This is a genomic window from Thalassospira lucentensis, assembly GCF_011806425.1.
Classification (GTDB): domain Bacteria; phylum Pseudomonadota; class Alphaproteobacteria; order Rhodospirillales; family Thalassospiraceae; genus Thalassospira; species Thalassospira lucentensis_B.
Genome location: NZ_JAATOV010000001.1, coordinates 346384 through 368982, shown reverse-complemented (window position 1 = coordinate 368982; position 22599 = coordinate 346384). Strand labels below are relative to the sequence as shown.

Annotated in this window: 23 protein-coding genes; 13 read left to right on the top strand and 10 right to left on the bottom strand. The window is 52.1% G+C overall.

The genetic code is table 11. The features are described from left to right. The first annotated feature begins 16 nt into the window (after positions 1-16). A complete protein-coding gene (gene phoU / locus HCZ99_RS01705; protein ID WP_167445174.1) occupies positions 17-739 on the top strand; it encodes a phosphate signaling complex protein PhoU in 723 nt (240 codons plus the stop codon). A 17-nt stretch (positions 740-756) separates the two neighbouring features. Next, positions 757-1455: a phosphate regulon transcriptional regulator PhoB gene (gene phoB, locus HCZ99_RS01700; RefSeq protein WP_167445173.1), complete on the top strand. Its 699-nt coding sequence runs from the start codon at positions 757-759 to the stop codon at positions 1453-1455. 119 nt (positions 1456-1574) lie between these two features. On the opposite strand, the gene HCZ99_RS01695 is transcribed toward phoB, so the two are convergent. After that, positions 1575-3353, bottom strand: a complete 1779-nt coding sequence (locus tag HCZ99_RS01695) for a cation:proton antiporter domain-containing protein (RefSeq protein ID WP_167445172.1) — start codon at positions 3351-3353, stop codon at positions 1575-1577. Positions 3354-3591: 238 nt separating this feature from the next. On the opposite strand from HCZ99_RS01695, the gene HCZ99_RS01690 reads away from it, so the two are divergent. Then, positions 3592-4554: a calcium/sodium antiporter gene (locus HCZ99_RS01690; RefSeq protein ID WP_167445171.1), complete on the top strand. Its 963-nt coding sequence runs from the start codon at positions 3592-3594 to the stop codon at positions 4552-4554. Positions 4555-4560: 6 nt separating this feature from the next. Here the strand turns inward: HCZ99_RS01690 and HCZ99_RS01685 are convergent, their stop codons facing one another. The 4 genes from HCZ99_RS01685 to HCZ99_RS01670 are packed head-to-tail and all read right to left on the bottom strand — an operon-like array spanning position 4561 to position 7303. Beyond that, positions 4561-4938: a dihydroneopterin aldolase gene (locus tag HCZ99_RS01685; RefSeq protein WP_167445170.1), complete on the bottom strand. Its 378-nt coding sequence runs from the start codon at positions 4936-4938 to the stop codon at positions 4561-4563. Between the two features lie 18 nt (positions 4939-4956). Further along, complete coding sequence (locus tag HCZ99_RS01680; RefSeq protein ID WP_167445169.1) at positions 4957-5709, bottom strand: SDR family NAD(P)-dependent oxidoreductase; 753 nt, start codon at positions 5707-5709, stop codon at positions 4957-4959. Between the two features lie 9 nt (positions 5710-5718). Further along, positions 5719-6594, bottom strand: coding sequence for a hypothetical protein (locus tag HCZ99_RS01675; RefSeq protein ID WP_167445168.1), 876 nt, complete (start codon positions 6592-6594; stop codon positions 5719-5721). Positions 6595-6604: 10 nt separating this feature from the next. After that, positions 6605-7303, bottom strand: coding sequence for a class I SAM-dependent methyltransferase (locus HCZ99_RS01670; protein ID WP_167445167.1), 699 nt, complete (start codon positions 7301-7303; stop codon positions 6605-6607). A 637-nt stretch (positions 7304-7940) separates the two neighbouring features. On the opposite strand from HCZ99_RS01670, the gene folB reads away from it, so the two are divergent. The 5 genes from folB to moaE all read left to right on the top strand — a co-directional run bounded on the left by folB (position 7941) and on the right by moaE (position 13444). Continuing rightward, positions 7941-8396, top strand: a complete 456-nt coding sequence (folB, locus tag HCZ99_RS01665) for a dihydroneopterin aldolase (protein WP_167445166.1) — start codon at positions 7941-7943, stop codon at positions 8394-8396. A gap of 438 nt (positions 8397-8834) precedes the next feature. Beyond that, on the top strand, positions 8835-10772 hold the full coding sequence (gene uvrC, locus HCZ99_RS01660; RefSeq protein WP_254869391.1) for an excinuclease ABC subunit UvrC: 1938 nt from the start codon (positions 8835-8837) through the stop codon (positions 10770-10772). 131 nt (positions 10773-10903) lie between these two features. Further along, complete coding sequence (locus HCZ99_RS01655) at positions 10904-12217, top strand: uracil-xanthine permease family protein (protein ID WP_167445165.1); 1314 nt, start codon at positions 10904-10906, stop codon at positions 12215-12217. A gap of 192 nt (positions 12218-12409) precedes the next feature. Beyond that, on the top strand, positions 12410-12961 hold the full coding sequence (gene pgsA, locus HCZ99_RS01650; protein WP_167445164.1) for a CDP-diacylglycerol--glycerol-3-phosphate 3-phosphatidyltransferase: 552 nt from the start codon (positions 12410-12412) through the stop codon (positions 12959-12961). A 21-nt stretch (positions 12962-12982) separates the two neighbouring features. After that, on the top strand, positions 12983-13444 hold the full coding sequence (gene moaE, locus HCZ99_RS01645) for a molybdopterin synthase catalytic subunit MoaE (RefSeq protein WP_167445163.1): 462 nt from the start codon (positions 12983-12985) through the stop codon (positions 13442-13444). 198 nt (positions 13445-13642) lie between these two features. Here the strand turns inward: moaE and HCZ99_RS01640 are convergent, their stop codons facing one another. The 4 genes from HCZ99_RS01640 to metX all read right to left on the bottom strand — a co-directional run bounded on the left by HCZ99_RS01640 (position 13643) and on the right by metX (position 16726). Then, positions 13643-13930, bottom strand: a complete 288-nt coding sequence (locus tag HCZ99_RS01640; RefSeq protein WP_167445162.1) for a hypothetical protein — start codon at positions 13928-13930, stop codon at positions 13643-13645. An 11-nt stretch (positions 13931-13941) separates the two neighbouring features. Then, complete coding sequence (locus HCZ99_RS01635) at positions 13942-14787, bottom strand: hypothetical protein (RefSeq protein WP_254869389.1); 846 nt, start codon at positions 14785-14787, stop codon at positions 13942-13944. 120 nt (positions 14788-14907) lie between these two features. Next, entirely contained in the window at positions 14908-15561 is a 654-nt protein-coding gene (gene metW / locus HCZ99_RS01630; RefSeq protein ID WP_167445160.1) for a methionine biosynthesis protein MetW, read from the bottom strand. 4 nt (positions 15562-15565) lie between these two features. Continuing rightward, positions 15566-16726 (bottom strand): homoserine O-acetyltransferase MetX, encoded by a 1161-nt coding sequence (gene metX / locus HCZ99_RS01625; RefSeq protein WP_167445159.1) that lies wholly within the window; start codon positions 16724-16726, stop codon positions 15566-15568. A 186-nt stretch (positions 16727-16912) separates the two neighbouring features. Here metX and HCZ99_RS01620 point away from each other — a divergent pair, with 186 nt between their 5' ends. From HCZ99_RS01620 to HCZ99_RS01600, 5 genes are all read left to right on the top strand, one after another. Then, positions 16913-17806, top strand: coding sequence for a chorismate mutase (locus tag HCZ99_RS01620; RefSeq protein ID WP_167445158.1), 894 nt, complete (start codon positions 16913-16915; stop codon positions 17804-17806). Positions 17807-17858: 52 nt separating this feature from the next. Beyond that, positions 17859-18956, top strand: coding sequence for a histidinol-phosphate transaminase (gene hisC / locus HCZ99_RS01615; RefSeq protein WP_167445157.1), 1098 nt, complete (start codon positions 17859-17861; stop codon positions 18954-18956). 1 nt (position 18957) lies between these two features. Beyond that, on the top strand, positions 18958-19923 hold the full coding sequence (locus tag HCZ99_RS01610) for a prephenate/arogenate dehydrogenase family protein (protein ID WP_167445156.1): 966 nt from the start codon (positions 18958-18960) through the stop codon (positions 19921-19923). Between the two features lie 106 nt (positions 19924-20029). Then, positions 20030-20935: a DMT family transporter gene (locus HCZ99_RS01605; RefSeq protein WP_167445155.1), complete on the top strand. Its 906-nt coding sequence runs from the start codon at positions 20030-20032 to the stop codon at positions 20933-20935. An 85-nt stretch (positions 20936-21020) separates the two neighbouring features. Then, positions 21021-21581, top strand: a complete 561-nt coding sequence (locus tag HCZ99_RS01600) for a gamma-glutamylcyclotransferase (RefSeq protein WP_167445154.1) — start codon at positions 21021-21023, stop codon at positions 21579-21581. 123 nt (positions 21582-21704) lie between these two features. Here HCZ99_RS01600 and HCZ99_RS01595 read toward each other — a convergent pair whose 3' ends face one another. Beyond that, a complete protein-coding gene (locus HCZ99_RS01595; protein ID WP_167445153.1) occupies positions 21705-22562 on the bottom strand; it encodes a lysophospholipid acyltransferase family protein in 858 nt (285 codons plus the stop codon). Positions 22563-22599 lie beyond the last annotated feature (37 nt).

Below are 22599 nucleotides of genomic sequence, written 5' to 3'. Positions count from 1 at the left end.
CGCAGGAGACGAACCAATGCCCGACGAAAAAACACATATTGTGAGTTCGTTCGACGAGGAACTGACCCGTCTGAACAACATCATCTCGCAGATGGGCGGCCTTGCGGAAAGCCAGCTGATCTCTGCGATCCGCTCAATCGTCAAACGGGATTCAGAATTGGCCGAAAAGGTCATTTTGTCCGATCACCGTATCGATGCCCTTGAACAAGAAGTTCAGGATTTCGCTGTCCGTCTTCTGGCCCTGCGTCAGCCGATGGCCGATGACCTGCGTCAGGTCGTCACGACCCTGAAACTGTCAAATGATCTGGAACGGATTGGCGATCTTGCGAAAAACATCGCCAAGCGCGCCCAGGTTCTTAACCAGATTCCGCCGATCCGCCCGGTACAGGTCATCCCGAACATGGCCCGCCTGGCACAGGAAATCATCAAAGACGTTCTGGACGCCTATATCGAAGGCGATGCGGAAAAAGCCCAGCGTGTCTGGGCCCGCGATCAAGAAGTCGACGACATGTATAATTCGCTGTTCCGCGAATTGCTGACTTACATGATGGAAGATCCGCGCAATATCACCGCATCAACGCACATGCTGTTTATTGCCAAAAACATTGAACGGATCGGCGACCACGCCACCAACATCGCCGAAACGATCTATTACCGGATCAAAGGCGAAGACCTGCCGACAGATGGTCGGCCAAAAAACGACGCAGCAAACTTTGCTGTTGTCGAAGCTAATGAGTGACACTGGAGCATAGGAAGATGGACCCAACGGTTCTTATCGTCGAGGACGAAGCCGCAATCGTAACCATGTTGCGCTACAACCTCGAACGCGAGGGGATGCAGGTTGTCGAAGCCGGCGATGGTGACGAAGCGTTGAAAATCATGGCGGAAACCCATGTGGATCTGGTCCTTTTGGACTGGATGCTGCCGGTCATGTCGGGGATTGAGGTCTGCCGTCAGATCCGCCGCAAACCTGAAAGCCGCGATTTGCCGGTGATCATGGTTACCGCGCGCGGCGAAGAAGGCGATCGCATTCGCGGCCTTGATACCGGTGCCGATGACTATGTCACCAAACCCTTTGCGATTGGCGAATTGCTGGCCCGTATTCGTGCGCTTTTGCGCCGCTCCGGTCCGGCGCAACCACAAGGGCAGTTGATCTATTCCGATATCGAAATGGATCTCGCCGCCCACCGTGTCAGTCGCAATGGCAAGGCCATCCATTTGGGCCCGACGGAATTCCGTCTGTTGCGCTATTTCCTTGAGCATCCGGGCCGGGTTTTCTCGCGTGAGCAGCTTTTGAACGCGGTGTGGGGACCCAATATTTACGTCGAAACCCGCACGGTCGATGTCCATATCCGCCGCCTGCGTAAGGCGCTAAATGACGTCAAAGGCACACGCGATATCATTCGTACTGTCCGTGCCGCCGGCTATGCCCTGGATTCAGAAGCCGCCGCTTAAGGCGCTTTGAAACAGCTGGCTTTAAGGCCATACGACAAAACCCCCACTGCATTCTGCGTGGGGGTTTTGTTTTGGTTGGTTTGGGCTGTTGGCTGCCAATAGATGCTTACAACGGACGCTTATTTGGCCTTGCCGTCTGTCGCGGTTGCCACATCACCCGCGGCGTCTGGCGGTGTATCCGTTTCTGCCTCTGGCTTACGCCGTTGGGTGCGTGGGGCCAATTCGTTCATCAACAACATATCAGCACGGCGGAATTTGGCGATTTCGGCATCAATGTCTTCTTGGGGCACATCACATGCCGACAACACATGATCCGAAAGCCGCAACCCGGTTTCCAACACCTCGGGGATCGCCGCATCAGCACCGCTGCGCGACAGTGGCCCGATATGGGTAATGTCCTGCGCACGGGCAAAGATTTTCAAATGCGGATAATGATGGCGCAACAGGGCCACGGTCTTTTCGGTGGCATGCGGGTTGCCCATGGCAACCACGGCAATGCGCGCTTCGTCGGTGTGGGCTGCACGGAATGTTTCGGGGCGTGATCCATCGGCGAAATAGACCGGCAATCCTTCGGCCCGGCCGCGCGATACCTGCAAGGCATCCGTGTCCAAAACCAAATAGGGGATCTTGCGGCTTTTTAACAACCGCGCCAAAACCCGGCCGACACGGCCACAGCCAATGATCAACACATGCTGCTGCATGCCTTCGGCCTCGGATGAAATCGGGCCAAGCTGATCGTCTTCTTTGGGATGAAGCTTTTCCTCAATCCGTTGCCCAAGCGACATTAATGTTGGTGTGAGTGCCATAGAAAGCGCAACCACCGGAATGATCACCGCGACAATATCGGGCGCAATCGCCCCGTTTTGCGCGGCCAAGGCCAACATGACAAAGGCAAACTCACCACCCGCCGCCAGGCTCATGCCCACACGGATGGCTGATCCCTTTTCAAATTGCGCCATTAAGGCCAAAACAAACAATACCGCGGTTTTGGTCCCCAAAAGCGCAATCAGCCAAATCATAATCGTGCCGAACTGGGCAAAGACGATATCGGCATTGACCGACATGCCGACCGACATGAAAAACAGCGACAGGAAAACACCGCGAAATGGCGTGATATCGGCTTCGATCTGATGGCGGAATTCGGTTTCGGCCAACATGACACCGGCAATAAACGCCCCCAACGCCATCGAAAGCCCGGCCACCTCGGTCAAGGTACTGGCTGCAAGCACGACGAACAATGTGCCAATCGCAAACAGTTCCGGGTTCTTAAGAAGCGCGATATAGCGAAACAGGCGGGGCAACAAATAACGCCCGATCAGCAACAACAAACCAACCGCGCCAATCCCGCTGATGATGCTGACCCACGGGCTGGTTTCGGTGCCTGCATCCCCTGCGGCCTGCACCATAATCAGGAACGGACCAACCGCCACATCCTGAATAAGCAGGATGGCAAGCGCCGCACGGCCAAACTTGGTATGAAGCTGCTTGTCATCAGACAGCTGCTTTAAAATGATCGCGGTCGAGGATAACGCCAATGCCCCGGCAATCACCACGGCACTTGGCACGTTAAAGCCAAGTGCGAACAACCCGCCAAACAGAACCGCCATCGAAACGATAATTTGAAACAGGCCCAGCACGGCAAACCGGCCACCAATGATCCGCAACCGTTCACGGGACAGTTCAAGGCCGATCATGAACAACAAAAACACAACGCCAAGTTCGGCAACAGTTGCAATATCTTCACGTTCATTGATCAAGCCAAACCCAAACGGGCCGATGCAAAAACCACCGATTAGAAAACCAATAATCGAATTGGCCCGTAATCGATGTGCAAGCGGTACGGCGATCACCGCCGCCGTCAAAATCAGGAAAAGCTCAAACAGAACGCCGTGATGCATGGTGTGATGAGGTCCAAAGCCCAGTTAAACATATGAAATCTATATGATGTACAAGATAGCGAAACCAACCGCCCCCGTCGCGCTTAAATGTGTCCCAGACCCGCGTTTGGGCCAATGATTGTGACAATTGTCATTCTCTGATGACTTGCCATTCATCTTGTGCGATGCCATGTTCCGCGTGCCCGGCAAAGCCCCGGGGGGCTTTAAAAACAATATAATCACGACGAGCAAAGTTATCTTGGAACAGTTTATCCCTTATCTGCAAATTATCGCCGGTCTTGTCCTGTTAACAGCCGGTGGCGAATTTATCGTTCGGGGCGCTGTTGGCCTTGCGCTTTTGATGGGCGTGTCCAAGGTTATCGTCGGATTGACCATTGTTGCCGCCGGGACGTCTGCGCCGGAATTTGTGGTGTCCTTGAACGCTGCACTAAAAGACACCGCCGATATTGCGATGGGCAATGTGGTCGGATCCAACATCGCCAATATATTGCTGATTTTGGGCGCGGTTGCGGTTTTAAAACCTATCTCGGCAAGCCGGATGACGGTTGTGCGTGATGGCGGGGCCATGTTGCTGGGCACGGTTTTGTTTGTCGGGCTGTGCATGTTTGGCGAAATCAACCGTTGGGCTGGCGCGCTGATGCTGTGTGTATTGGCCGCCATTTGGGTCTTAACCTATCGCCATGATAAAAAAATGCCGACCGAGGCCACTGAACTTCATCACGACGAAGTCGATGAAGTCGGCGACGTTCCCACCGGCTGGATGAAACCAATCATCGCCACTTTGGTCGGGATCGTTGGTTTGATGTTTGGGGCCGAATGGCTGGTCGAGGGCGGCGTGACCGTTGCCCGTCAGTTTGGCGTCTCCGAGGCGGTTATTGGTTTAACATTGGTTGCCTTTGGCACGTCCTTGCCAGAACTGGCGGCTTCAATGGTTGCAGCCTTCCGGGGGCATGCGGATGTGGCGCTGGGCAATGTGTTTGGCTCAAACCTTTTGAACCTTTTGGTGATTATCGGTGGTGTCTCTATGATTACCCCGATCCCGGTTCCCGCACAGATTTTAACATCCGATATCTGGATCATGCTGGCGGTCACGGTCGCCCTGTTGCTGCTGGCTTATGCGTTTCGTAAAATTTCGCGCATCACTGGTGTCGCCTTTGTCATTGCCTACTTTGTGTATATCTTCCAGCTTGTCGCTGCATAATGAGGTTCAAGGTTTTCTGGCTGATGCTTGGAAACTCACTGCATCACAGTCTGGGTAAACGTCAATTTTGCTTGTTTTTACCGTTGCTTTTTCGACGCCTTCATTTTCAAGGCATAGCTCTAAAATTCTCTCGCAGAGTGTTTCTTGTAGGTTGAACACTTCCGTGTCGCTAATTTTCTTGATTCCTAACCTTAAATAATCATAGTCGACTGTTGATGTTATGTCGTCATCTTGTGGTGATATGTCATTTGAAATAATAAGTTCTATGTTTATTGATACATTTTGTCTTTCTTTTTTTTCAAATGCATGGATTCCTATCCAGAATGGAATAGTATATTTACTCAGTGTTATTTTCCGTTCTGATATTATTAGGTGGTTTTCCATCGATAGACCTGTTTTTGTTCATTCGTCGAGGAAAGCTACGTCGCGACTTAGGTTTGTTAATGATTGTCCTCCGTCTAAAACAAGGACTTGCCCATTATATATAGGGTTGTTTGCGATGTAATATGCGCCTTTACATATGTCTTCAGGAGAACAGCCTTTTCTTGTCAAGGTGAGAGGGTGGGAGATCTGAAAGTCGGTTTGCGTCTGAGCGCCACTAGGTAAAGTTACGCTTGGCGCAATGCCACAAACGCGCATACTCGGAGCGAAAGACATTGCCTGCATTTTCGTTGCTGATAGCAAGGCTGACTTTGCGAGTGTATAGGAATAGAAATCCGGATTTAGCGAGAATACTTTGTTATCAAGTATATTTATAATGCACTTGTCCTTTGGTTGGTCAAGTGTTGAGTTGTAGTATATTTCTGATATTTTTGTGGGGGCAAGTATATTTACCCGCATAGATTTTAGGAAGATTTCCGTTTCCATTGAGTCGGGGGAGTCATACTCAAATATTGATGCGTTATTTATCAGCAAATCTATTTTTTCATCTAGAAAAACTGGTAGAAATTTCTCTTTAATTTCGTCAATGTTTCCCAGGTCGCATTTTATGATTCTAATTTCCCCATTTTTCTCATTGATATACTTTTGAAGACGAATTGCTGATTTCTCAGAGCTATTGTAATGGACATGAACTTTCCATCCATTGGTAGCAAAAAACTTTGAAAGTGCCTTGCCAATGCGAGCTGCGCCGCCGGTAATGAGTACTGACTTCATGAATGCTTTCTACTTGTTTGTGGACGAGAACAGGTTAGGGTTTTCCGAGTAGAATGATCGAACCATGAACATCATATCTTGGCAGAAGTATAGCTTTTCGCTCGGGTCCCATAAGAAATCCGGTTTGAGGTTGGCAGTTGCTACAATGCAGTAGTAAAGTTTTCCTCCTATATGTCTCTCAAGAATCGTATTGTTGAAACGGTAAGTGATGTAGTCATTTCCAGTGTTTTCTTGAGATAAACCAGAGCTTCCACTGGAAGAATGGTGAAATAGTTCAAATATTTTTGATGATTTTCCCAAAACGTTTTCTTTGTCACCATGCTTCATAACGCTATTTTTTTCGATATTGTCTTTTTCTAGAAACAGGTTGAAATTTACTTTTCGTACATTCAATTCTACTCGAACAACAATTTCTTTGAAATGTGTTATGTCACAGCTGTCGTTGCCGTGTTGGCATAGGTCTGGTGCCTTGATTTTATAGTCACAATAGCAACGGTTTTTGTGAAGGTTCGTTGTCACAAGCGAGTGCCGTTGTTTCTTGTCCTTGGGAATTGAGGTTGTTCGGGGATCATAGAACTCGCCGTTCTCCTCGGCGATTCTGCTTAAGTATTCCGGCAAGGTGGATGCTAGAAGGCTCTCAGTTTTCTCTTTCAAGGCATCAATGCCAGAATGCGAAAATGAAAATAATATTGAAATGATAATTATTGGAAGTAGTACTCCCATTAGATTGGTTGCGGCTTCTGCCCAATCTTTCATTCCGTGCTCAAATACTCCGCTTGCTCCAATGTAAATGTTGAATACGAAAAGAACTGTCAAAAGAATATAGATGATTATCTTTACCCACGAAGGTATAGCTATAATTCTAATGTTTTGAAGTATTTCCATTTTTTAATCTCTATAGCGGAGGGTGTCCTTTGTACGAAGCGTACGAGAATGTCGGTTCGTCTTCAGTAGTTTCTGGTTTTGTAAAGGTAGAGAAGCATACCCATCCTGTGGCTTGCCACCAAGTGCTAACAATTAGGTCTGGATTTTTTCTCAGCCAACCAATTAACATTAGTGGAATAAAAAATATCAATTTTACAAGCGAAAACTCGTATTTTGCACTTTCCGGTCTCACTCCCCAGAAAAGTCCTAATCGATAAAGCCCTTGAGGTGTCCAAGGGCGTCCAACGTGCGTCGGATCATCATAGTACGACATAATAAGTCGCCAGTTCTGAGCCCAAGGAAAGCTAAACCACAAAGAGTGATCTGATGGAGCTTCAACAAATATGTTTCCGCCGCATTTTGCTACCCGGACAAGCTCCCCAAATAGATTTACCGAATTGTAAAGGTGTTCAATAACATGTTGGCAAATCACTAGATCAAAGGAATTGGCTTCAAAGGGAATTTTTTCGTGTTCAAAATTGCACGTTCTAAAACTTAGTTGGTTTGGAACTCTTTTAGGTTCTGTTTTGTCTGTACCGTGAACCTTGATATCGCTGCGTAACCTAAAAATAATATCACATATTTGACCTTGGCCGCAGCCAACGTCTAGGACTTTGGCGTTACGTGGGAGGTGTTTAATCAATCTCTCAAGTTCTTCAATTGCTAGCACTAATTTGTCCCGCGTTAAAAGGTTTAGGCACAGTCAGTGGTGTTAAATATTCTGTTGTGAAAGTTAGTTAGCATTACGTTGGGCAGCCATGTTTGGATTACTGCTTAGTTCGCCGCCACATATTTGATCCTGGATGTTGTTAACTAAATTGAACTTTGATGAGATTCGACAATCGAATACAATTATGGTGTCCAGTTAACCGTATTTGTTGATGACAAGCTTAGCTGTTTCGCGCGTGTCGCGTTTAGGTTCAATCGAATCTAGTTGAGCTACCTTATAAATTGATACGTATCACATTGCCTGCTTGGATTGATTAGGGCGTGTTTAAGCTAACTTCAATATAGGGCGCAAAATCAACACTCTTCCTTATAAATAACGAGAACACTCTAATTCTTGGTACAAGAGATTTGCGACACCGTTCGGTTTTTCCTTGCCGCGCCGGCCATCACCGGGCAAATGTTAGCTCTTGATGGCGGACAGCACCTTGATTGGGCCCCCAGTGGCGAAGAAGATAAGCCAGAAGAATGAAGCCAGAGATCCATATTAAAAGATCAATGTCAGGCGCGTATACCGGACATCTGGCTTAAAGCGCATGGACAAAGACCATGCCCGAAAGCAGCACAAGGAAGACCGGAATATGACCGCAGGCCTCAAACAGGATGCCAACATCACGACATTGCCCTTTGCCGATCTGTCCCATGGCGGATTGCCCAAGACCGATCTTGCAGGCAGCCTGCGCCGCATTTTTGTGCGCGATATGGTGATGCACACCTCTATCGGGGTTTATGATCACGAAAAAGAAGCCCCACAGCGCGTTCGGATCAACCTTGATCTGGCTGTGATCGAAGGCGACGGTGTTCAGAATGACGATATTTCCACCGTGCTCAGTTACGAAGACCTCGTAGTTGGCACGCGCCGTATTTGCCAAGATGGTCATGTGAACCTTGTGGAAACTCTTGGGGAAAAACTTGCGGATATGTGCCTTGCGGATACGCGGGTTCGCAAGGTGATCGTTCGGGTTGAAAAGCTCGACGTCTTTGAAGACGTTGCAGCGGTCGGGGTCGAAATCGAACGGTACAATATCGCCCGTTGATTAAAGCCCAAATCGGGTCAAAAATTTACTTTTTGAAAAACCGGCTTCAAGGGAATCTGTGATTCCTCTAGGGCGAATCGTATCGGCCCTTATGCACAAGCATCTGGCGAGATGGAATCAAAGAGAAATATTCATTTTTTACGACTCTATTACCGAATGATTTCATGTTGACAGTTTTTTTGTTGTTTAAAAACAATAACTTAGGTTGTTTGCTCAATATTTAGGCACTTCATAGAACGTTAAGACTCTCAACGGGTCCAGACAATAGCCCCCCTATTACCCACATAGTTATCCACAGTCTTGGTGGACATCTTTTTTCCGGGGCGATTCCCTTACGCCCGGTTGCGATGTTAATCTTTTCGGCTATGTTCCAAACTCTTTCGTGGCTGTGACAGCTGTCACAACTTCGGATATATTTACTGACCTCGGAGCCCCTTGATGAAGCCACCTGTTTCCACTGGTACCCCAAGCACGGAAGATGCCCCAAAACGGGAAATCGATCTGTCGCTTGAAGGTGATACCTTTGACGGTGGGGCCGCACGCGGGGTCGAGGCGATCAAGAATGCGCTGAAAACCATGCCGGGCTCGGCGGGCGTTTATCGCATGCTCGATGACAAGGACCGCGTGCTGTATGTCGGCAAGGCCAAGAACCTTAAAAAGCGCGTGGTGTCTTATACCCGTCTGATGCAGTTGCCGTTACGTATTGCGCGCATGGTCGCCCAGACGGTGCGGATGGAAATCATCACCACCCATACCGAGGCCGAAGCCCTTCTTCTTGAATCCAACCTGATCAAAAAGCTGAAACCGCGCTACAACATCCTGCTGCGCGACGATAAAAGCTTCCCCTATATCCTGATCACTGAGGATCACGATTATCCGCGCATCGTAAAACACCGTGGTGCGCGCGCCAAAGACGGCAGTTGCTTTGGCCCCTTTGCCTCTGCGTGGGCGGTGAACAACACCATCAACCATTTGCAGCGCGCCTTTTTGCTGCGCTCTTGTACGGATGCGGTGTTTTCCAATCGCTCGCGCCCGTGTTTGCTGTATCAAATCAAACGCTGTGCCGGGCCGTGTGTGGATCGTATTTCCAAACCGGAATATGACGGGCTTGTTGATATCTGCCGCGACTTCCTGACCGGACGCAGCCAGAAAATCTTAAAACAGCTCGAATCCGATATGATGTCGGCGTCTGAAAACATGGAATTTGAACAGGCGGCGATGTATCGCGATCGTATCCGTGCGCTCAGCCAAATCCGCTCGCATCAGGATATCAACCTCGAAGGTGTCGAAGAGGCCGACGTCATTGCCCTGCATCACGAAGGCGGGCAAAGCTGCGTTCAAGTGTTCTTCTTCCGCTCTGGCTCAAACTACGGCAACCGGTCCTATTTCCCGCGCCACGAACAGTCGGCCGAAATTCCCGAAATTCTGTCGGCCTTTGTCGGGCAGTTCTATGCCGATAAACCCGCCCCTAAACAGATTTTCCTGTCGCACGAAATCGAAGGCCAGGAATTGGTGCAAACCGCCCTTGGTGTGAACAATGATCGCAAGATTGAATTGCTCGTGCCCAAGCGCGGCGGCAAACGCAAACTTGTTGAACATGCCCTGACCAATGCCAAGGATGCCTTGGGCCGACGTATGGCCGAAAGTGCAACTCAACGTAAATTGCTCGAAGATTTGGCAGATAAGCTTGATCTTGATGGCGCGCCGGAACGCATCGAAGTCTACGATAACAGCCACACTCAAGGCACCAATATGGTCGGTGGCATGATTGTCGCCGGGCCCGAAGGCTTCATGAAAAACGCCTATCGCAAATTTAACATCAAAACCGACATCGCACCGGGCGATGACTTTGCCATGATGCGCGAAGTCTTAACCCGGCGCTTTTCCCGCGCCCAAAAAGAAGACCCGGATCGCGAAAACGGCACATGGCCGGACCTGTGTTTGATCGATGGGGGCTTGGGCCAATTGGGTGTCGCACGCGCCGTCCTCGAAGAATTGGGTATCGAGGATGTCATGTTGGTGGGGGTTGCCAAGGGTGTTGATCGCAACGCCGGCAAGGAAGTCCTGCATATTCCGGGCAAGGCGCCGGTACGGCTGAATATGAACGACCCGGTTTTATATTTCATTCAGCGCCTGCGCGACGAAGCGCACCGTTGGGCAATTGGCACCCACCGGGCCAAACGCGCCAAACAGATCGGCAAAAGCTTGCTCGATTCTGTGCCCGGTGTCGGCGGGGCCCGCAAAAAAGCCCTGCTGCATCACTTTGGTTCCGCACGCGGTGTTGCCGATGCTGGCTTGTCCGATCTTGAGGCCGTCGATGGCATCAGTGCGGCGCTTGCCCGCAAAATTTACGAGCATTTCCACAGCAACGACTAAAAAACCTGCGGCTGACATCTTGCTTTTTTGGCGTGGCGGCGCGATACCCGTTGCGGTTTAAAATGTGTCGCGGCTTTTTGGCCCGGCGCATGCGCGCGAACCGTCCCTGAAAAATCAGCTTAAGGAAACAGATGCGATACTTTCCTTCCTGGTCTCTGACCCGGTCTTCAACAGTCTTGCCTGATGAACGTCTTCCGTGGGGGGCTATGTTCCCAATGGGCTTGCAGCACCTTGTTGCGATGTCGGGTTCAACCATCCTTGGTCCGCTTCTGATGGGCTTTGATCCAAACTTGGCGATCCTGTTTTCCGGTATCGGGACCCTGATTTTCTTCATCTGTACAGCCGGGCGTGTGCCAAGCTATTTGGGGTCTTCCTTTGCGTTTATCGCGGTGGTCATTGCCGCAACCGGCTATGCGGGCAGTGGGCCGAACCCGGATATTGGCGGGGCGCTGGGCGGTATTATTGCGGCGGGTGCGCTTTACGTTTTGATCGGTGTGATCGTCATGGCAACCGGCACAGGTTGGGTCGAAAAGCTGATGCCCCCGGCGGTGACAGGCGCGGTTGGTGCCGCGATTGGCCTTAATCTGGCCCCGGTCGGCGTCAACGGGATCACGGGTGATGCGGCCCATATTGTGGTTTCGCTAATGACGTTGCTGTCAGTGGCCTTGGTATCGGTCTATGCCCCGATTGCCGTGCGCCGCGTGTCCATTTTGATGGGCATTTTGATCGGCTATCTGCTTGTGCTTGTTCTGGGGAACGGGTTTGGCCTGATGCCAGCCATTGATTTTACCGAACTGTCCCAAGCCGCGTGGTTTGGCATGCCAAGCTTTGTCGCACCGCGTTTTGAAAGTGCGGCGATGGTCATGATCGCCCCGGTGGCGTTCATTCTGGTGGCGGAAAACCTTGGCCATATCAAAGCAATCGGCGGCATGACCAAACAAAATATGGACCGGTATATCGGTCGTGGTTTTGTTGGCGATGGCCTTGCCACAATGCTGGCTGGTTCTGGCGGCGGTACCGGGGTGACGACCTATGTGGAAAATATGGGTGTCATGGCGGTAACCCGCGTTTTCTCGACCCTGATTTTTGTCATCGCGGCCTTTGTCGCCATCCTGCTTGGATTCTCGCCAAAATTTGGGGCATTGCTTCATACCATTCCTGACCCGGTTCTGGGGGGGCTTGGTGTGGCGGTCTTTGGCTTGATCGCGGCTGCCATGGTCCGGCTTTGGGTCGATAACCGTGTTGATTTTTCCGATCCGCGCAATCTGTTTACGGTCGGCATCACCCTGATCTTTGGGGCAGGGGACTTTACTGTCACCTTTGGTGGTTTTGCTCTTGGTGGGATTGGAACGGCAACGCTTGCCGCGATCATTCTTTATCAGGTGCTCAGCATCGGACGCGGTAAAGCCGATCGCGCTGCATCGGACGACGCACAGGCCCACTAAACGGGTTTTCTATCGTCCAATTGATCTTGTAATCTATCTTCTGATCCATCTTGGGCCGTGTCTCAGTTTTATGGCAACTGAACACGGCCCTTGTGGTTGCTTGCACAAGGCTTTACTAATGGCCCGGATTTGGGGCGATGCTGTCCCCAAGCTGCATGTTATTGCCGTAAGTCTCCGCAAACAGGCTGTTTTATGAAAAACCAGATTCCCAATATTCTCACCTTGTCGCGCATTTTTGTGATCCCGGCATTGGTGGCATCGTTTTACATCGATGGCCCGGTGGGAAACTGGCTGGGCTTTGCCCTGTTTGCCTTTGCCGGGGTGACGGACTTTTTTGATGGCTATCTTGCGCGCAGCATGAATGTGGTCTCGCCTTTGGGCCGATTCTTGGACCCGATTGCCGATAAGTTGCTGGTTGCGGCGGCTTTGATGATGATGGTGTCATTTGAACGCATCGCCGGTTTGTCGGTGTTGCCCGCCGTGATCATTATGTGCCGCGAAATCATGGTTTCGGGCTTGCGCGAACATCTTGCCGAATTAAAGGTGCCGCTGCCAGTTACCGTTCTTGCCAAATGGAAAACCACCGCCCAAATTTTGGCCATTGGGTTCCTTTTGGTGGGCGATGCGTCGCCAGATTTGATCCCGTCGGTTTTGATCGGGGATATTTTGCTGTGGATTGCCGGGATTGTGACGGTTCAGACCGGGTACATTTACCTGCGCACGGGGCTTAAGCACCTCGATTAACCTGGCCTATTCGGGGGCGGCATGACCAAGTTACGCGTTTCAGTACAAGAACATGATTTCGATCCGGGGCGTGAACTATCCGCACTCACTGATGGTCGAACCGATATTGGTGCGGCGGTCAGCTTTGTTGGGCTGGTGCGTGACATTCACGGCGGCGATCAAGTTTCGGCCTTAACCCTTGATCATTATCCGGGCATGACCGAACGCGAACTTGAAAAGATCGCCGACGCGGCATGTGAACGTTGGCCGCTTGACGATATCCGCATTGTCCATCGCTTTGGCCGGATGTTGCCGGGCGAACGGATTGTGTTGGTGATTGTGCTTTCGGCACATCGCCGCGCGGCGTTCGAAGCCTGCGATTTCGTGATGGATTTCCTTAAAACCCGGGCACCGTTCTGGAAACGTGAAGAAACCCAGAACGGCGAACATTGGGTCGCGGCCAAGGCAACGGACGATGCCGACGCGGATCGCTGGAACTCCTAAGCTGGGGTGCCGGACCAGCTCCGCGCCGATAAAAGTTTGCCCGCCTCGACGTTTTCAAAATCTTCCAGTTCAATCCCGCTCTGCTCTGCTCTGATTTGGTCACGCCGTCATCGAGCACCGAGAATTAATCCCCTAATCCCCTAATTCCAATACGGCTTAATCGGCGATGGCCTTTGCCAATGCTGGCGTTTGCAGTTTTCACAGCAAAAATTTGCTGACCAAACCGATGATCCCGGCGATGGCCGATTGCAGTTCGGCGGCATTGTTGATCTGTGTCCGAAGGCGGCTCATTTCGGCCAAATCGGCATCGGTAACGGTAATCTGTTGGGCAAGTTGGGCTTCTTGCAGGGCCAGCAATTTGGATTGCGCATCTTGCACCATCGGCGACAGCAAGATTTTGTGGTTGATGTCGGCCTCGTCATAGGCGATTGCGACTTCAAGGTAGGCTTTCTTTGCCTGCGCGATCAGTTTTTCATCATTGGTCATGGTCTTCTCCCCTATTTGGTGGCGGTTTCTGCCAAGGCGGTGCTTTGGGACATCAGTTCTTGCGGGCTCATGTTGTTGATCTGGTGTGCTTGGAGGATGCCTTGCTCTACGGCGTTCAAAAGCGACGTCATATCTAGGCTTGCGTAATTGTCGATCAGGTTTTGCAGATGGTCACCAAGCGCGTTGGCGCGGACAAAGTTGCGCAGTGTTTCGCCCTGCATATTCTGTTCCGCCAGCACCAAGCTTTCCCAATCCTGCCACCATGTTTCATAGCGCAGGGTGCTAAGCTCTGGGTCTTTGTCGGGGTCATTGCGGATGGCATTTAGCTTGGCGATCAGGGTGCTGCGTTTGGCCAAGAATTCCGGCGGATTTTGGGTGAAGTTGCTTGTGATGGCCTTAAGCTGAGCGCGCAGTTTTTCAAGGATCGGGCCGGACTTCTTGACCGCTGACGCGCCAAGGACAGCCCCGGCTTCGATATTGTCAAAAATCGCGACAAACTGTTGATATTGCATGCGCAGACGCGACAGGGTTTCCTGCCATTTGCGCGCGACACTTGGATCAATTTTTGCCCCGTCCGGGGCCATCAGGACATCGATATTGGCCGCCGATACTGTGCCGGTAAAGGCATCCATGTTGGCGACGAATGTATCGCGCTTGTCCGCGGGTGATTTTTCAAACGGTTTGAACTGCGCCGCATAGGCCGCACCGTAACTGTCAAAGGCTTCCTCGGTGGCGGTGCCAAACTGGGTGACGGTGAGTTTCAGCGTTTCTGCCTTTTGCGAACAGGCAGCAAGGAAGCTGAGGGTTGCGACGACGAATGTCGTCCGAAAAAGGTGGGAGAGTTTTGAAACTGTCATCGGTGCCCCGTCTGATAAAAATGCCCTGAGATGCAACAGGATTCAGACGGGGAATGAACCGATTTGTGACGGCGTTTTTGGCCGCAAAGATTAGTCACAAAAAATGACTAATTGTCTTTATTATTTGCTCAGCATGAATAATGCCTGATTGCCAAAGAAATTGGCAAAACGCGAATGGCTGTCCAAGCTGACTTTTGATCCGCTTTCATTGAGCACCATGGAGCGTTCGATCTTGACCCCCATTTCATCGCACATGGCGACAAAGTCGCGCACGGTGCAAAAATGGATGTTGGGTGTTTCGTACCACATGATCGGAAGGTTCGGGTTTTGCGGCATGCGACCGCGAAACATCAAGTCAAACCGCGCCCGCCAATGGCCGAAATTGGGAAACGAGACAATCGCCTTGTTCCCAATACGCAGCAATTCCGCCAAAACTTCCTTGGGCCGGTTGGTCGCCTGAAGGGTTTGGCTGAGGATCGCGTAGTCAAACGCGCCGTCAGGATAATCCCCCAAATCGCGGTCGGCATCGCCCTGCATTACCGGCAGTCCCTGGGCAACACAGTTACGCACGCCTTCGTTCGACAGTTCCAAGCCACGGCCATCGACATCTTTTGTCCGGGTCAAATAGCCCAGCAATTCGCCGTCACTACACCCAATATCGAGAACCCGACTGCCGGGTTTGACCATGTCGGCAATCAGCTGAAGGTCGACACGGATACGGTCGCTATGCACCGTGGACGGGGCGTTTGCGGTATTTGTATGAGGATTGTTCATGGTGTTATTTCAGCCCCCGGCTTTCCGCGGCCCCATCAATGAAACCGCCCAGAACCATGTGGAAGTCAGGTTCATCAAGCAAGAAGGCGTCATGGCCCTTGTCGCTTTCGATTTCGACACAGCTGACATTGCAGGATGCAGCATTGAGCGCATGGGCCAATTGGCGGCTTTCGGCGGTGGTAAAGCACCAGTCACTGGAAAAGGACACGATGCAAAACCGGGTTTTGCAATCCTTAAAGGCATCGGCCAAGCGTCCGTCATGTTCAAGCGACAGATCGAAATAATCCATGGCGCGCGTGATGTAGAGATAGCTGTTGGCATCAAACCGGTCGACGAAGCTTTTGCCCTGATGGCGCAGATAGCTTTCGACCTGAAAATCATGATCGAAGCTGTAGGTGATCGCACCACGGTTTTGCAGTTTGCGGCCAAATTTACGGTGCAGGGCGGGCTGCGACAAATAGGTGATGTGTGCAGTCATGCGTGCCACGGCCAAGCCACGGGCGGGTTTTTTGCCTTCGAGCAGGTAATTCCCCCCACACCAATCGGGATCGGCCATGACGGCCTGACGCCCGACTTCGTGAAAGGCAATGTTTTGCGCGCTGTGACGGAAAGAGGTGGCAATCGGGGCGGCGGCAAAAACCCGTTCGGGATAGCTTTTGCACCATTCAAGAACCTGCATGCCGCCCATTGATCCGCCAATGACGGCAAACAGGGTATCGATGCCAAGCGCGTCAATCAGCATGGTCTGGGCGCGCACCATGTCGGCAATGGTAATCACCGGGAAATCAAGGCCCCACGGTTTGCCGGTTTCCGGGTTGGTATCCTTTGGCCCGGTACTGCCAAGGCAGCCGCCAATCACGTTGCTGCAAATGACGAAATATTTGTCGGTATCAATGATTTTGCCCGGCCCAACCAGTTCGCGCCACCAGCCGTCTTTGCCGGTGATCGGGTGGACTTCGTCGGCGACATATTGATCACCGGTCAGGGCATGACAGACCAAAATGGCGTTGGATTTGTCGGCATTGAGCGCGCCATAGGTCTGGTAGGCGATTGTGAAGGGCCCAAATTCCACACCGCTATCAAGGCGCAGCTTGTCCGTTTCGCCCAGAACCATGTGATGGCCGGGCAGCGGAGCGCGCTTATCTGTGTTGGTAACGGTGGTCATGGATATTGGAGTCCCTCTTGGTTGGTTCTTATGCCAGCAAACAAAAAGGTCTTGCTGCCTTTTGCCACGGTTTGCAGGAAATTCGACTATCTTAGCTATGGAGCAACCTGAGGATAGTCAATCTTTTCTTTGCATTTGTACGGCCCTGTACCTAATACTGTGCGCCGATTTAAAAAAGAGTGGATCATGGCGCAAGAGTTCGAAAATTTAGCAAATCTTGACCTTGATGGGTTGCGCGGCGAGATCGATGAGATCGATCAGGCGCTGCAATCATTGATCATTCGCCGGACCAAGGTTGTGCAGGCTGTTGGGGCCTATAAGGACCGCGTGATTGCCGCCGGTGGCAAGGTTAAAGTCCCGTATCGCCCGGCGCGCGAAGCGCGCATCATGCGCACCCTGGTCGAGCGCCATGAAGGCGCGTTTCCCAAAACAGCCCTGATCCAGATCTGGCGCGAAATGATCGCGGCCGGTACGCGCCTTGAAGCGCCCTATACGGTGGCGCTGTGCCGTAATGCGGATGGTCAGGATTGCTGGGAATTGGCGCGGCTGAATTTTGGCTGCTTAAACGAGATCGATGAATATGAAACCCCGCGCGAAGCATTTAGCGCGCTGGAAGAAGGTCGGGCCGCGGTCGGCGTGTTTCCCAAGCCCGAACTTGGCGAGGCAATGCCGTGGTGGACGCTTTTAACCGCAGACAGTGCGGTAAAGGTCGTTTCCAAGCTGCCATTTGGCGGTCGTCCGGTGGGACGTGGGGAGCAAAGCGAAGGTTTTGTTCTGGCGGCGATTGATCTTGAAGACAGTGGTGATGATCGCACCCTGTTTGTGGTAAGCCTGTCCAAAGAGATTTCCATGGATACAGTGCGCAAAAAAATTGCGGATGGCATCGATGGATCAGCAATCCTTGGCTTTTCTGATGAATTGGCGTCGGATCGGCGTTTTGTTCTTGTTGATGTGCCCGGTTTCTTTTGTAATCGTGCCGATGCGTTCCAAACGACGCTGGCGGAACAGGGGCTTAACCCCGAAAGCCTGCGGGTTGTCGGCGCATATGCCGTTCCGATTTTTGAAGACGCAATGAGTTAAAAACAAATGGCGGGCATGTTTGGCCGCCGCTTCCTTTGGGAGAATATACGTTATGTCTGCGCCCACCCCACGCCCCGGAATTCTTGACATCGCGCCGTATCAAGGCGGTAAATCAAGTGCCAATAGCACGCAGCGCGTGATCAAGTTGTCGTCAAACGAAGGCGCACTTGGCCCGAGCCCGAAAGCCATGGAGGCCCTGCGCAATACCGCGGATCGTCTGCATCGGTATCCGGATGGCGGGTGTGATTTGCTGCGCAGCAAGCTTGCCGAGAAATATGGTCTTGAAAAGGATCAACTGGTCTGTGGTGCCGGGTCGGACGAACTTTTGACCCTGTTGATCCGTGCCTATGCCGGGCCGGGGGATGAAGTGCTGTATTCGCAGCATGGTTTCCTGATGTATCCAATCACCGCCAAGGGCGTTGGTGCGGTGCCGGTTGCGGCGGCCGAAACCAACATGACCACAAGTGTTGATTCACTTTTGGCCGCGGTCACCGAAAAGACCAAGATTGTCTTTGTTGCCAATCCGAATAACCCAACGGGGACCTACATCACGGATGCGGAAATGAAGCGTCTGCGTGATGGTCTGCGCGAAGACATCGTTCTGGTGGTCGATGCGGCCTATGCCGAGTTCATGACTGGTCAGGAAGATTATTCCGCCGGTGAAGAGCTTGTTCGTGCGGGCAATAACACGGTGATGACCCGGACATTTTCCAAGATTTATGGTCTTGGCGGTATTCGCCTTGGCTGGTGCTATGCGCCGGTTGAGATTGCCGATGTCTTGCAGCGTTTGCGCAACCCGTTCAACGTTTCCCTGCCAACCCAGGAAGCAGGTGTTGCCGCCCTTGATGATGATGATTTCGTCAATGATTGCGTGCGCCACAATGCCGAAACGCTGTCGTGGTTCCGTGATGAGGTCAATGGGCTTAGCGGCCTGACCGCGCATCCGAGCTATGGCAACTTTGTCATGATCGAGTTCCCGGAAAAAGATGGCAAAACCGCAGATGCGGCCAACGATTTCATGATGGAACGCGGTGTGATCCCGCGCAAAATCGGCGCGTATGGCTTGCCGCAGATGTTGCGTGTTTCGATTGGGACGAAGGAAGAAATGGAAATCTGCCTTCAGGCCATCAAGGACTTTGTGAACGCGTAAAATGACCCATAGTGCATCCCAACCGTTATTTGAAAATGTTGCCTTTATCGGCATGGGCCTGATTGGCTCGTCGCTTGCGCGTCGTATGGTGCGTGATGGACTGGCGGGGAAAATCACCTGTGCCGTGCGGTCCGAGGCCACCCGTGACCGGGTTCTTGAGCTTGGTCTGGCCGATGCGGCCTATTGCGACATTAAAAGTGCGGTTGGCGATGCCGATTTGGTGATGATCTGTGCGCCGGTTGGTGCCAATGAGGCCATCGGCGCGCAGCTTTCAGGGGTGTTAAAAAAGGGCGCGATTGTGTCCGACGTTGGGTCGGTCAAACAGTCCGTCATTCGCGATATTGCCCCGCATCTGGATGAGGGCGTTTCGTTCGTCCCCGGTCACCCGTTGGCCGGGACCGAGCATTCCGGCCCGGATGCCGGTTTTCCAGAACTGTTTGAAGAACGTTGGTGCATTTTAACCCCGGTTCCGGGCGAGCGCGAAGAGGCGGTCGCCAAGGTCCGTGCCATGTGGGAAGCCTGTGGCATGAAGGTCGAATGCATGGATGCGGATCATCATGACCGCATTCTGGGCATCACATCGCATTTACCGCATTTGATTGCCTATACCATTGTTGGGACGGCGACCGATCTTGAAGATGCCCTGCGTCAGGAAGTGATCAAGTTTTCCGCATCGGGTTTCCGTGATTTTACCCGAATTGCCGCATCCGACCCGACCATGTGGCGCGATGTGTTTTTAAACAACCGCGAAGCCGTTCTGGAAGTTCTGGGACGTTTTCAGGAAGACCTGATGGCGTTGCAACGCGCCATTCGCTGGGGCGAGGGTGACAAGCTGTTTGATCTGTTTTCGCGCACCCGCGAAATTCGCCGCGGCATTGTCGATGCCGGGCAGTATTTCACCAATTTCTCGGCCGAGGGTGAAAACCGCCAAAGCGACGAAAAGGGCAAGAAAAAGCCCGCTGAATAATAAACCCGGAACTGTTTTGGGGAATGGCCTGTGCGGCTGTACAGGTCACCTTTCGGTGTGATGAGGTGCCCCGTTTCGCATCATCGCCCGAAACAAGGGGATCGTCATGTCTGCCAGCCATCGTGAGCGCCCATCTGCGACCAGCCATCCGGCATTTGCGCGGTTCATGCCATTTGTTTTTGTGTTTCTTTGGAGCACAGGGTTTATCGGCGCCAAATTTGGCCTGCCTTATGCCGACCCGTTTGTTTTCCTGTTTATCCGGTTTGTTCTTGTTCTGATTTTGATGGTGCCGGTTGTCCTTTTGATGAAGGCGAAATGGCCCACATCCGTGCGCGAGGCCGTGCATATCGGGACGGCCGGTGCGCTTGTGCATGGGGTGTATCTTGGCTGTGTTTTCTGGGCGATTGATACCGGGCTTCCGGCCGGGTTGGCGGCCCTGATTGTTGGATTGCAACCCGTTGTGACCGCATCGGTTGTCGGTGCGGTTCTGGGGGAGCGGGTGACGATCCGCCAGTGGGGCGGCCTTGTTTTGGGGCTGCTTGGAGTGGCGTTGGTGTTGCTGCCCAAGATTGGTGACGGCGTTGGGATTACACCATTTGGCATTGGATTGGCGGTTGTTGCCCTGTTTGGGATGACGGCGGGCACGCTGTATCAAAAGCGGTTCTGTACCGGTATGAATCTGTTGAGCGGTACGGTGATCCAATATGTGTTCGCGTCGATCCTTGTTGGGGTGATCGCGTTTTTCAAAGAGCCATTCACCGTCGAATGGAGCATTGATTTCATTCTTGCCATGGCGTGGCTGGTGCTGGTTTTGTCGATTGGGGCGATCATGTTGTTGATGGTGCTGATCAAGCAGGGCGAAGCCACCCGTGTTGCCAGCATGTTTTACCTTGTCCCGCCAAGTGCGGCCTTTTTGGCGTGGATGCTGTTTGACGAGCATCTGGGCGTTTTGGGCTTTGCCGGGTTTGGTGTTGCGGCCGTCGGGGTGGCATTAGTGATGTTGAAACGTTAGGTTTAATTTCATAACAAGGCCTTGGTTCATCATCGTAATTCATACGTAAGATGGACCAGAACAGAAATGCGTTTTGGAGGGTATCTTGACGGACGACCAAGACAGATGGGTATTTGGATACGGGTCGCTGTTGTGGCGACCAGGGTTTGAGTTTGCGGAAAAGGCGCGTGCGCTTTTGCCCGGTTACCATCGGTCGTTTTGTATTTATTCCCATCATTATCGTGGCACACCGGAAAATCCGGGACTTGTTCTTGGCCTGAATAAAGGTGGGGAATGTGTCGGTAACGCATTTCGCATCACGCCGGATAACTGGCCGGTGGTGAAGGCGTATCTTGATGAACGCGAACTTGTCACCAACACCTATATCCCCGCCGATGTTGAAATCGAACTTGAAGATGATCGGCGCGTGATTGCGCACACCTATGTCGCGGATCCGAGCCATCCGCAATATGCCGGGAACTTATCCGTGCGCAAAGCGGTCGAGATCATCGTGGCGGCGCATGGCAATGTTGGGCCGAACCTTGAATATCTGGAAAATACAGTTTTGCATCTGGATCAGATGGGGATTGTTGACCCGCCGTTGCATGACCTGATGGATTTGGTCCGCCGCGAATATGGCGAGATCAATATGGGCGCTGGCATCTGATTGGGGATTGGATGGGATGGATGCGCGTCCATCCAAGCGCAGCGCATAGGCAACAAAAAAGGCCGGAAATGCATCCTGCATCACCGGCCTTTGACGTATCAGGAACAAAACCCAAAGCTGTGATTAGCTGGTTTTTTCCGCGCTGGTTTCGGCTTTGGCTTCGGCAGTTGCTGCTGCTGTTACTTCGGCCTTGGCTTCTTCTTTGGCTTCGCGGGCTTCTTCTGCGTCGATGTCGTCCGAGGTTAGCATCGGCAGATTGAATTCCTGCTGGGCTTCGTTTTCAAGTTCGCGGGTCCGGGTATCGATCCGCGTTTTGATTTCCTTCATGAAGGTCTTGCGATCCAGACCGTGTTCGATCGGCGGCATCAATTCCATGGTGACCAGGCCACCATATTTCATGAAGCTGTCCTTGCCCCAGAACATGCCGGAATTGACCGCAACCGGGATCACCTTGGTATCGGGGAAGGCTTTATACAGCGCGTAAACGCCCGGATGATACGGGCGGCTTGACCCCGGTGGGGTGCGTGTACCTTCGGGGAAGATGATGACCTGACGGTTTTCTTCGAGCGCCTTTGAGGCCCCCTTGATCATGTCTTTTAGGGCCGATCCCCCGGCGGAACGATCAACGGCGATCTGACCGGAAAGATGCAGAAACTGTCCGACCAGCGGGATTTTGATCAGTTCCTTTTTCAGGATATAGGCCGGATCAGACACGACGGTATGGAAGGTCAGGGTTTCCCAAGCCGATTGATGCTTTGCCACCAAGATGCACGGCCCATCGGGCAGGTTTTCGAGCCCGGTGATGCGTTTGCGCATGCCGACAGAGATGTTCAAGGCAATCTGGGTCAGGCGACACCACATATGGCCGACAAACTGGCTTGCTTTACGACCAAATAGCATCAACGGAAGAAGGGCGATGCAGAGCACGGCCGTCCCACCAAAAAACAACACGTTAAACAGTAACGCGCGTAGGGCTCTCATTCAGAAAAATCCTTAAAACGCTTCGTATATCTGATGC

Excerpts from the sequence above, each read along its gene's own strand:
- HCZ99_RS01685 (WP_167445170.1), bottom strand. The coding sequence starts at position 4,938 with ATGGAAAACCACCTAATAATATCAGAACGGAAAATAACACTGAGTAAA.
- moaE (WP_167445163.1), top strand. The coding sequence starts at position 12,983 with ATGACCAAGTTACGCGTTTCAGTACAAGAACATGATTTCGATCCGGGG.
- pgsA (WP_167445164.1), top strand. The coding sequence starts at position 12,410 with ATGAAAAACCAGATTCCCAATATTCTCACCTTGTCGCGCATTTTTGTG.
- HCZ99_RS01610 (WP_167445156.1), top strand. The coding sequence starts at position 18,958 with ATGACCCATAGTGCATCCCAACCGTTATTTGAAAATGTTGCCTTTATC.
- HCZ99_RS01695 (WP_167445172.1), bottom strand. The coding sequence starts at position 3,353 with ATGCATCACGGCGTTCTGTTTGAGCTTTTCCTGATTTTGACGGCGGCG.
- uvrC (WP_254869391.1), top strand. The coding sequence starts at position 8,835 with ATGAAGCCACCTGTTTCCACTGGTACCCCAAGCACGGAAGATGCCCCA.
- phoB (WP_167445173.1), top strand. The coding sequence starts at position 757 with ATGGACCCAACGGTTCTTATCGTCGAGGACGAAGCCGCAATCGTAACC.
- HCZ99_RS01680 (WP_167445169.1), bottom strand. The coding sequence starts at position 5,709 with ATGAAGTCAGTACTCATTACCGGCGGCGCAGCTCGCATTGGCAAGGCA.
- HCZ99_RS01635 (WP_254869389.1), bottom strand. The coding sequence starts at position 14,787 with ATGACAGTTTCAAAACTCTCCCACCTTTTTCGGACGACATTCGTCGTC.
- HCZ99_RS01605 (WP_167445155.1), top strand. The coding sequence starts at position 20,030 with ATGTCTGCCAGCCATCGTGAGCGCCCATCTGCGACCAGCCATCCGGCA.
- folB (WP_167445166.1), top strand. The coding sequence starts at position 7,941 with ATGACCGCAGGCCTCAAACAGGATGCCAACATCACGACATTGCCCTTT.
- phoU (WP_167445174.1), top strand. The coding sequence starts at position 17 with ATGCCCGACGAAAAAACACATATTGTGAGTTCGTTCGACGAGGAACTG.
- HCZ99_RS01675 (WP_167445168.1), bottom strand. The coding sequence starts at position 6,594 with ATGGAAATACTTCAAAACATTAGAATTATAGCTATACCTTCGTGGGTA.
- HCZ99_RS01620 (WP_167445158.1), top strand. The coding sequence starts at position 16,913 with ATGGCGCAAGAGTTCGAAAATTTAGCAAATCTTGACCTTGATGGGTTG.
- HCZ99_RS01655 (WP_167445165.1), top strand. The coding sequence starts at position 10,904 with ATGCGATACTTTCCTTCCTGGTCTCTGACCCGGTCTTCAACAGTCTTG.
- HCZ99_RS01640 (WP_167445162.1), bottom strand. The coding sequence starts at position 13,930 with ATGACCAATGATGAAAAACTGATCGCGCAGGCAAAGAAAGCCTACCTT.
- HCZ99_RS01595 (WP_167445153.1), bottom strand. The coding sequence starts at position 22,562 with ATGAGAGCCCTACGCGCGTTACTGTTTAACGTGTTGTTTTTTGGTGGG.
- hisC (WP_167445157.1), top strand. The coding sequence starts at position 17,859 with ATGTCTGCGCCCACCCCACGCCCCGGAATTCTTGACATCGCGCCGTAT.
- metW (WP_167445160.1), bottom strand. The coding sequence starts at position 15,561 with ATGAACAATCCTCATACAAATACCGCAAACGCCCCGTCCACGGTGCAT.
- metX (WP_167445159.1), bottom strand. The coding sequence starts at position 16,726 with ATGACCACCGTTACCAACACAGATAAGCGCGCTCCGCTGCCCGGCCAT.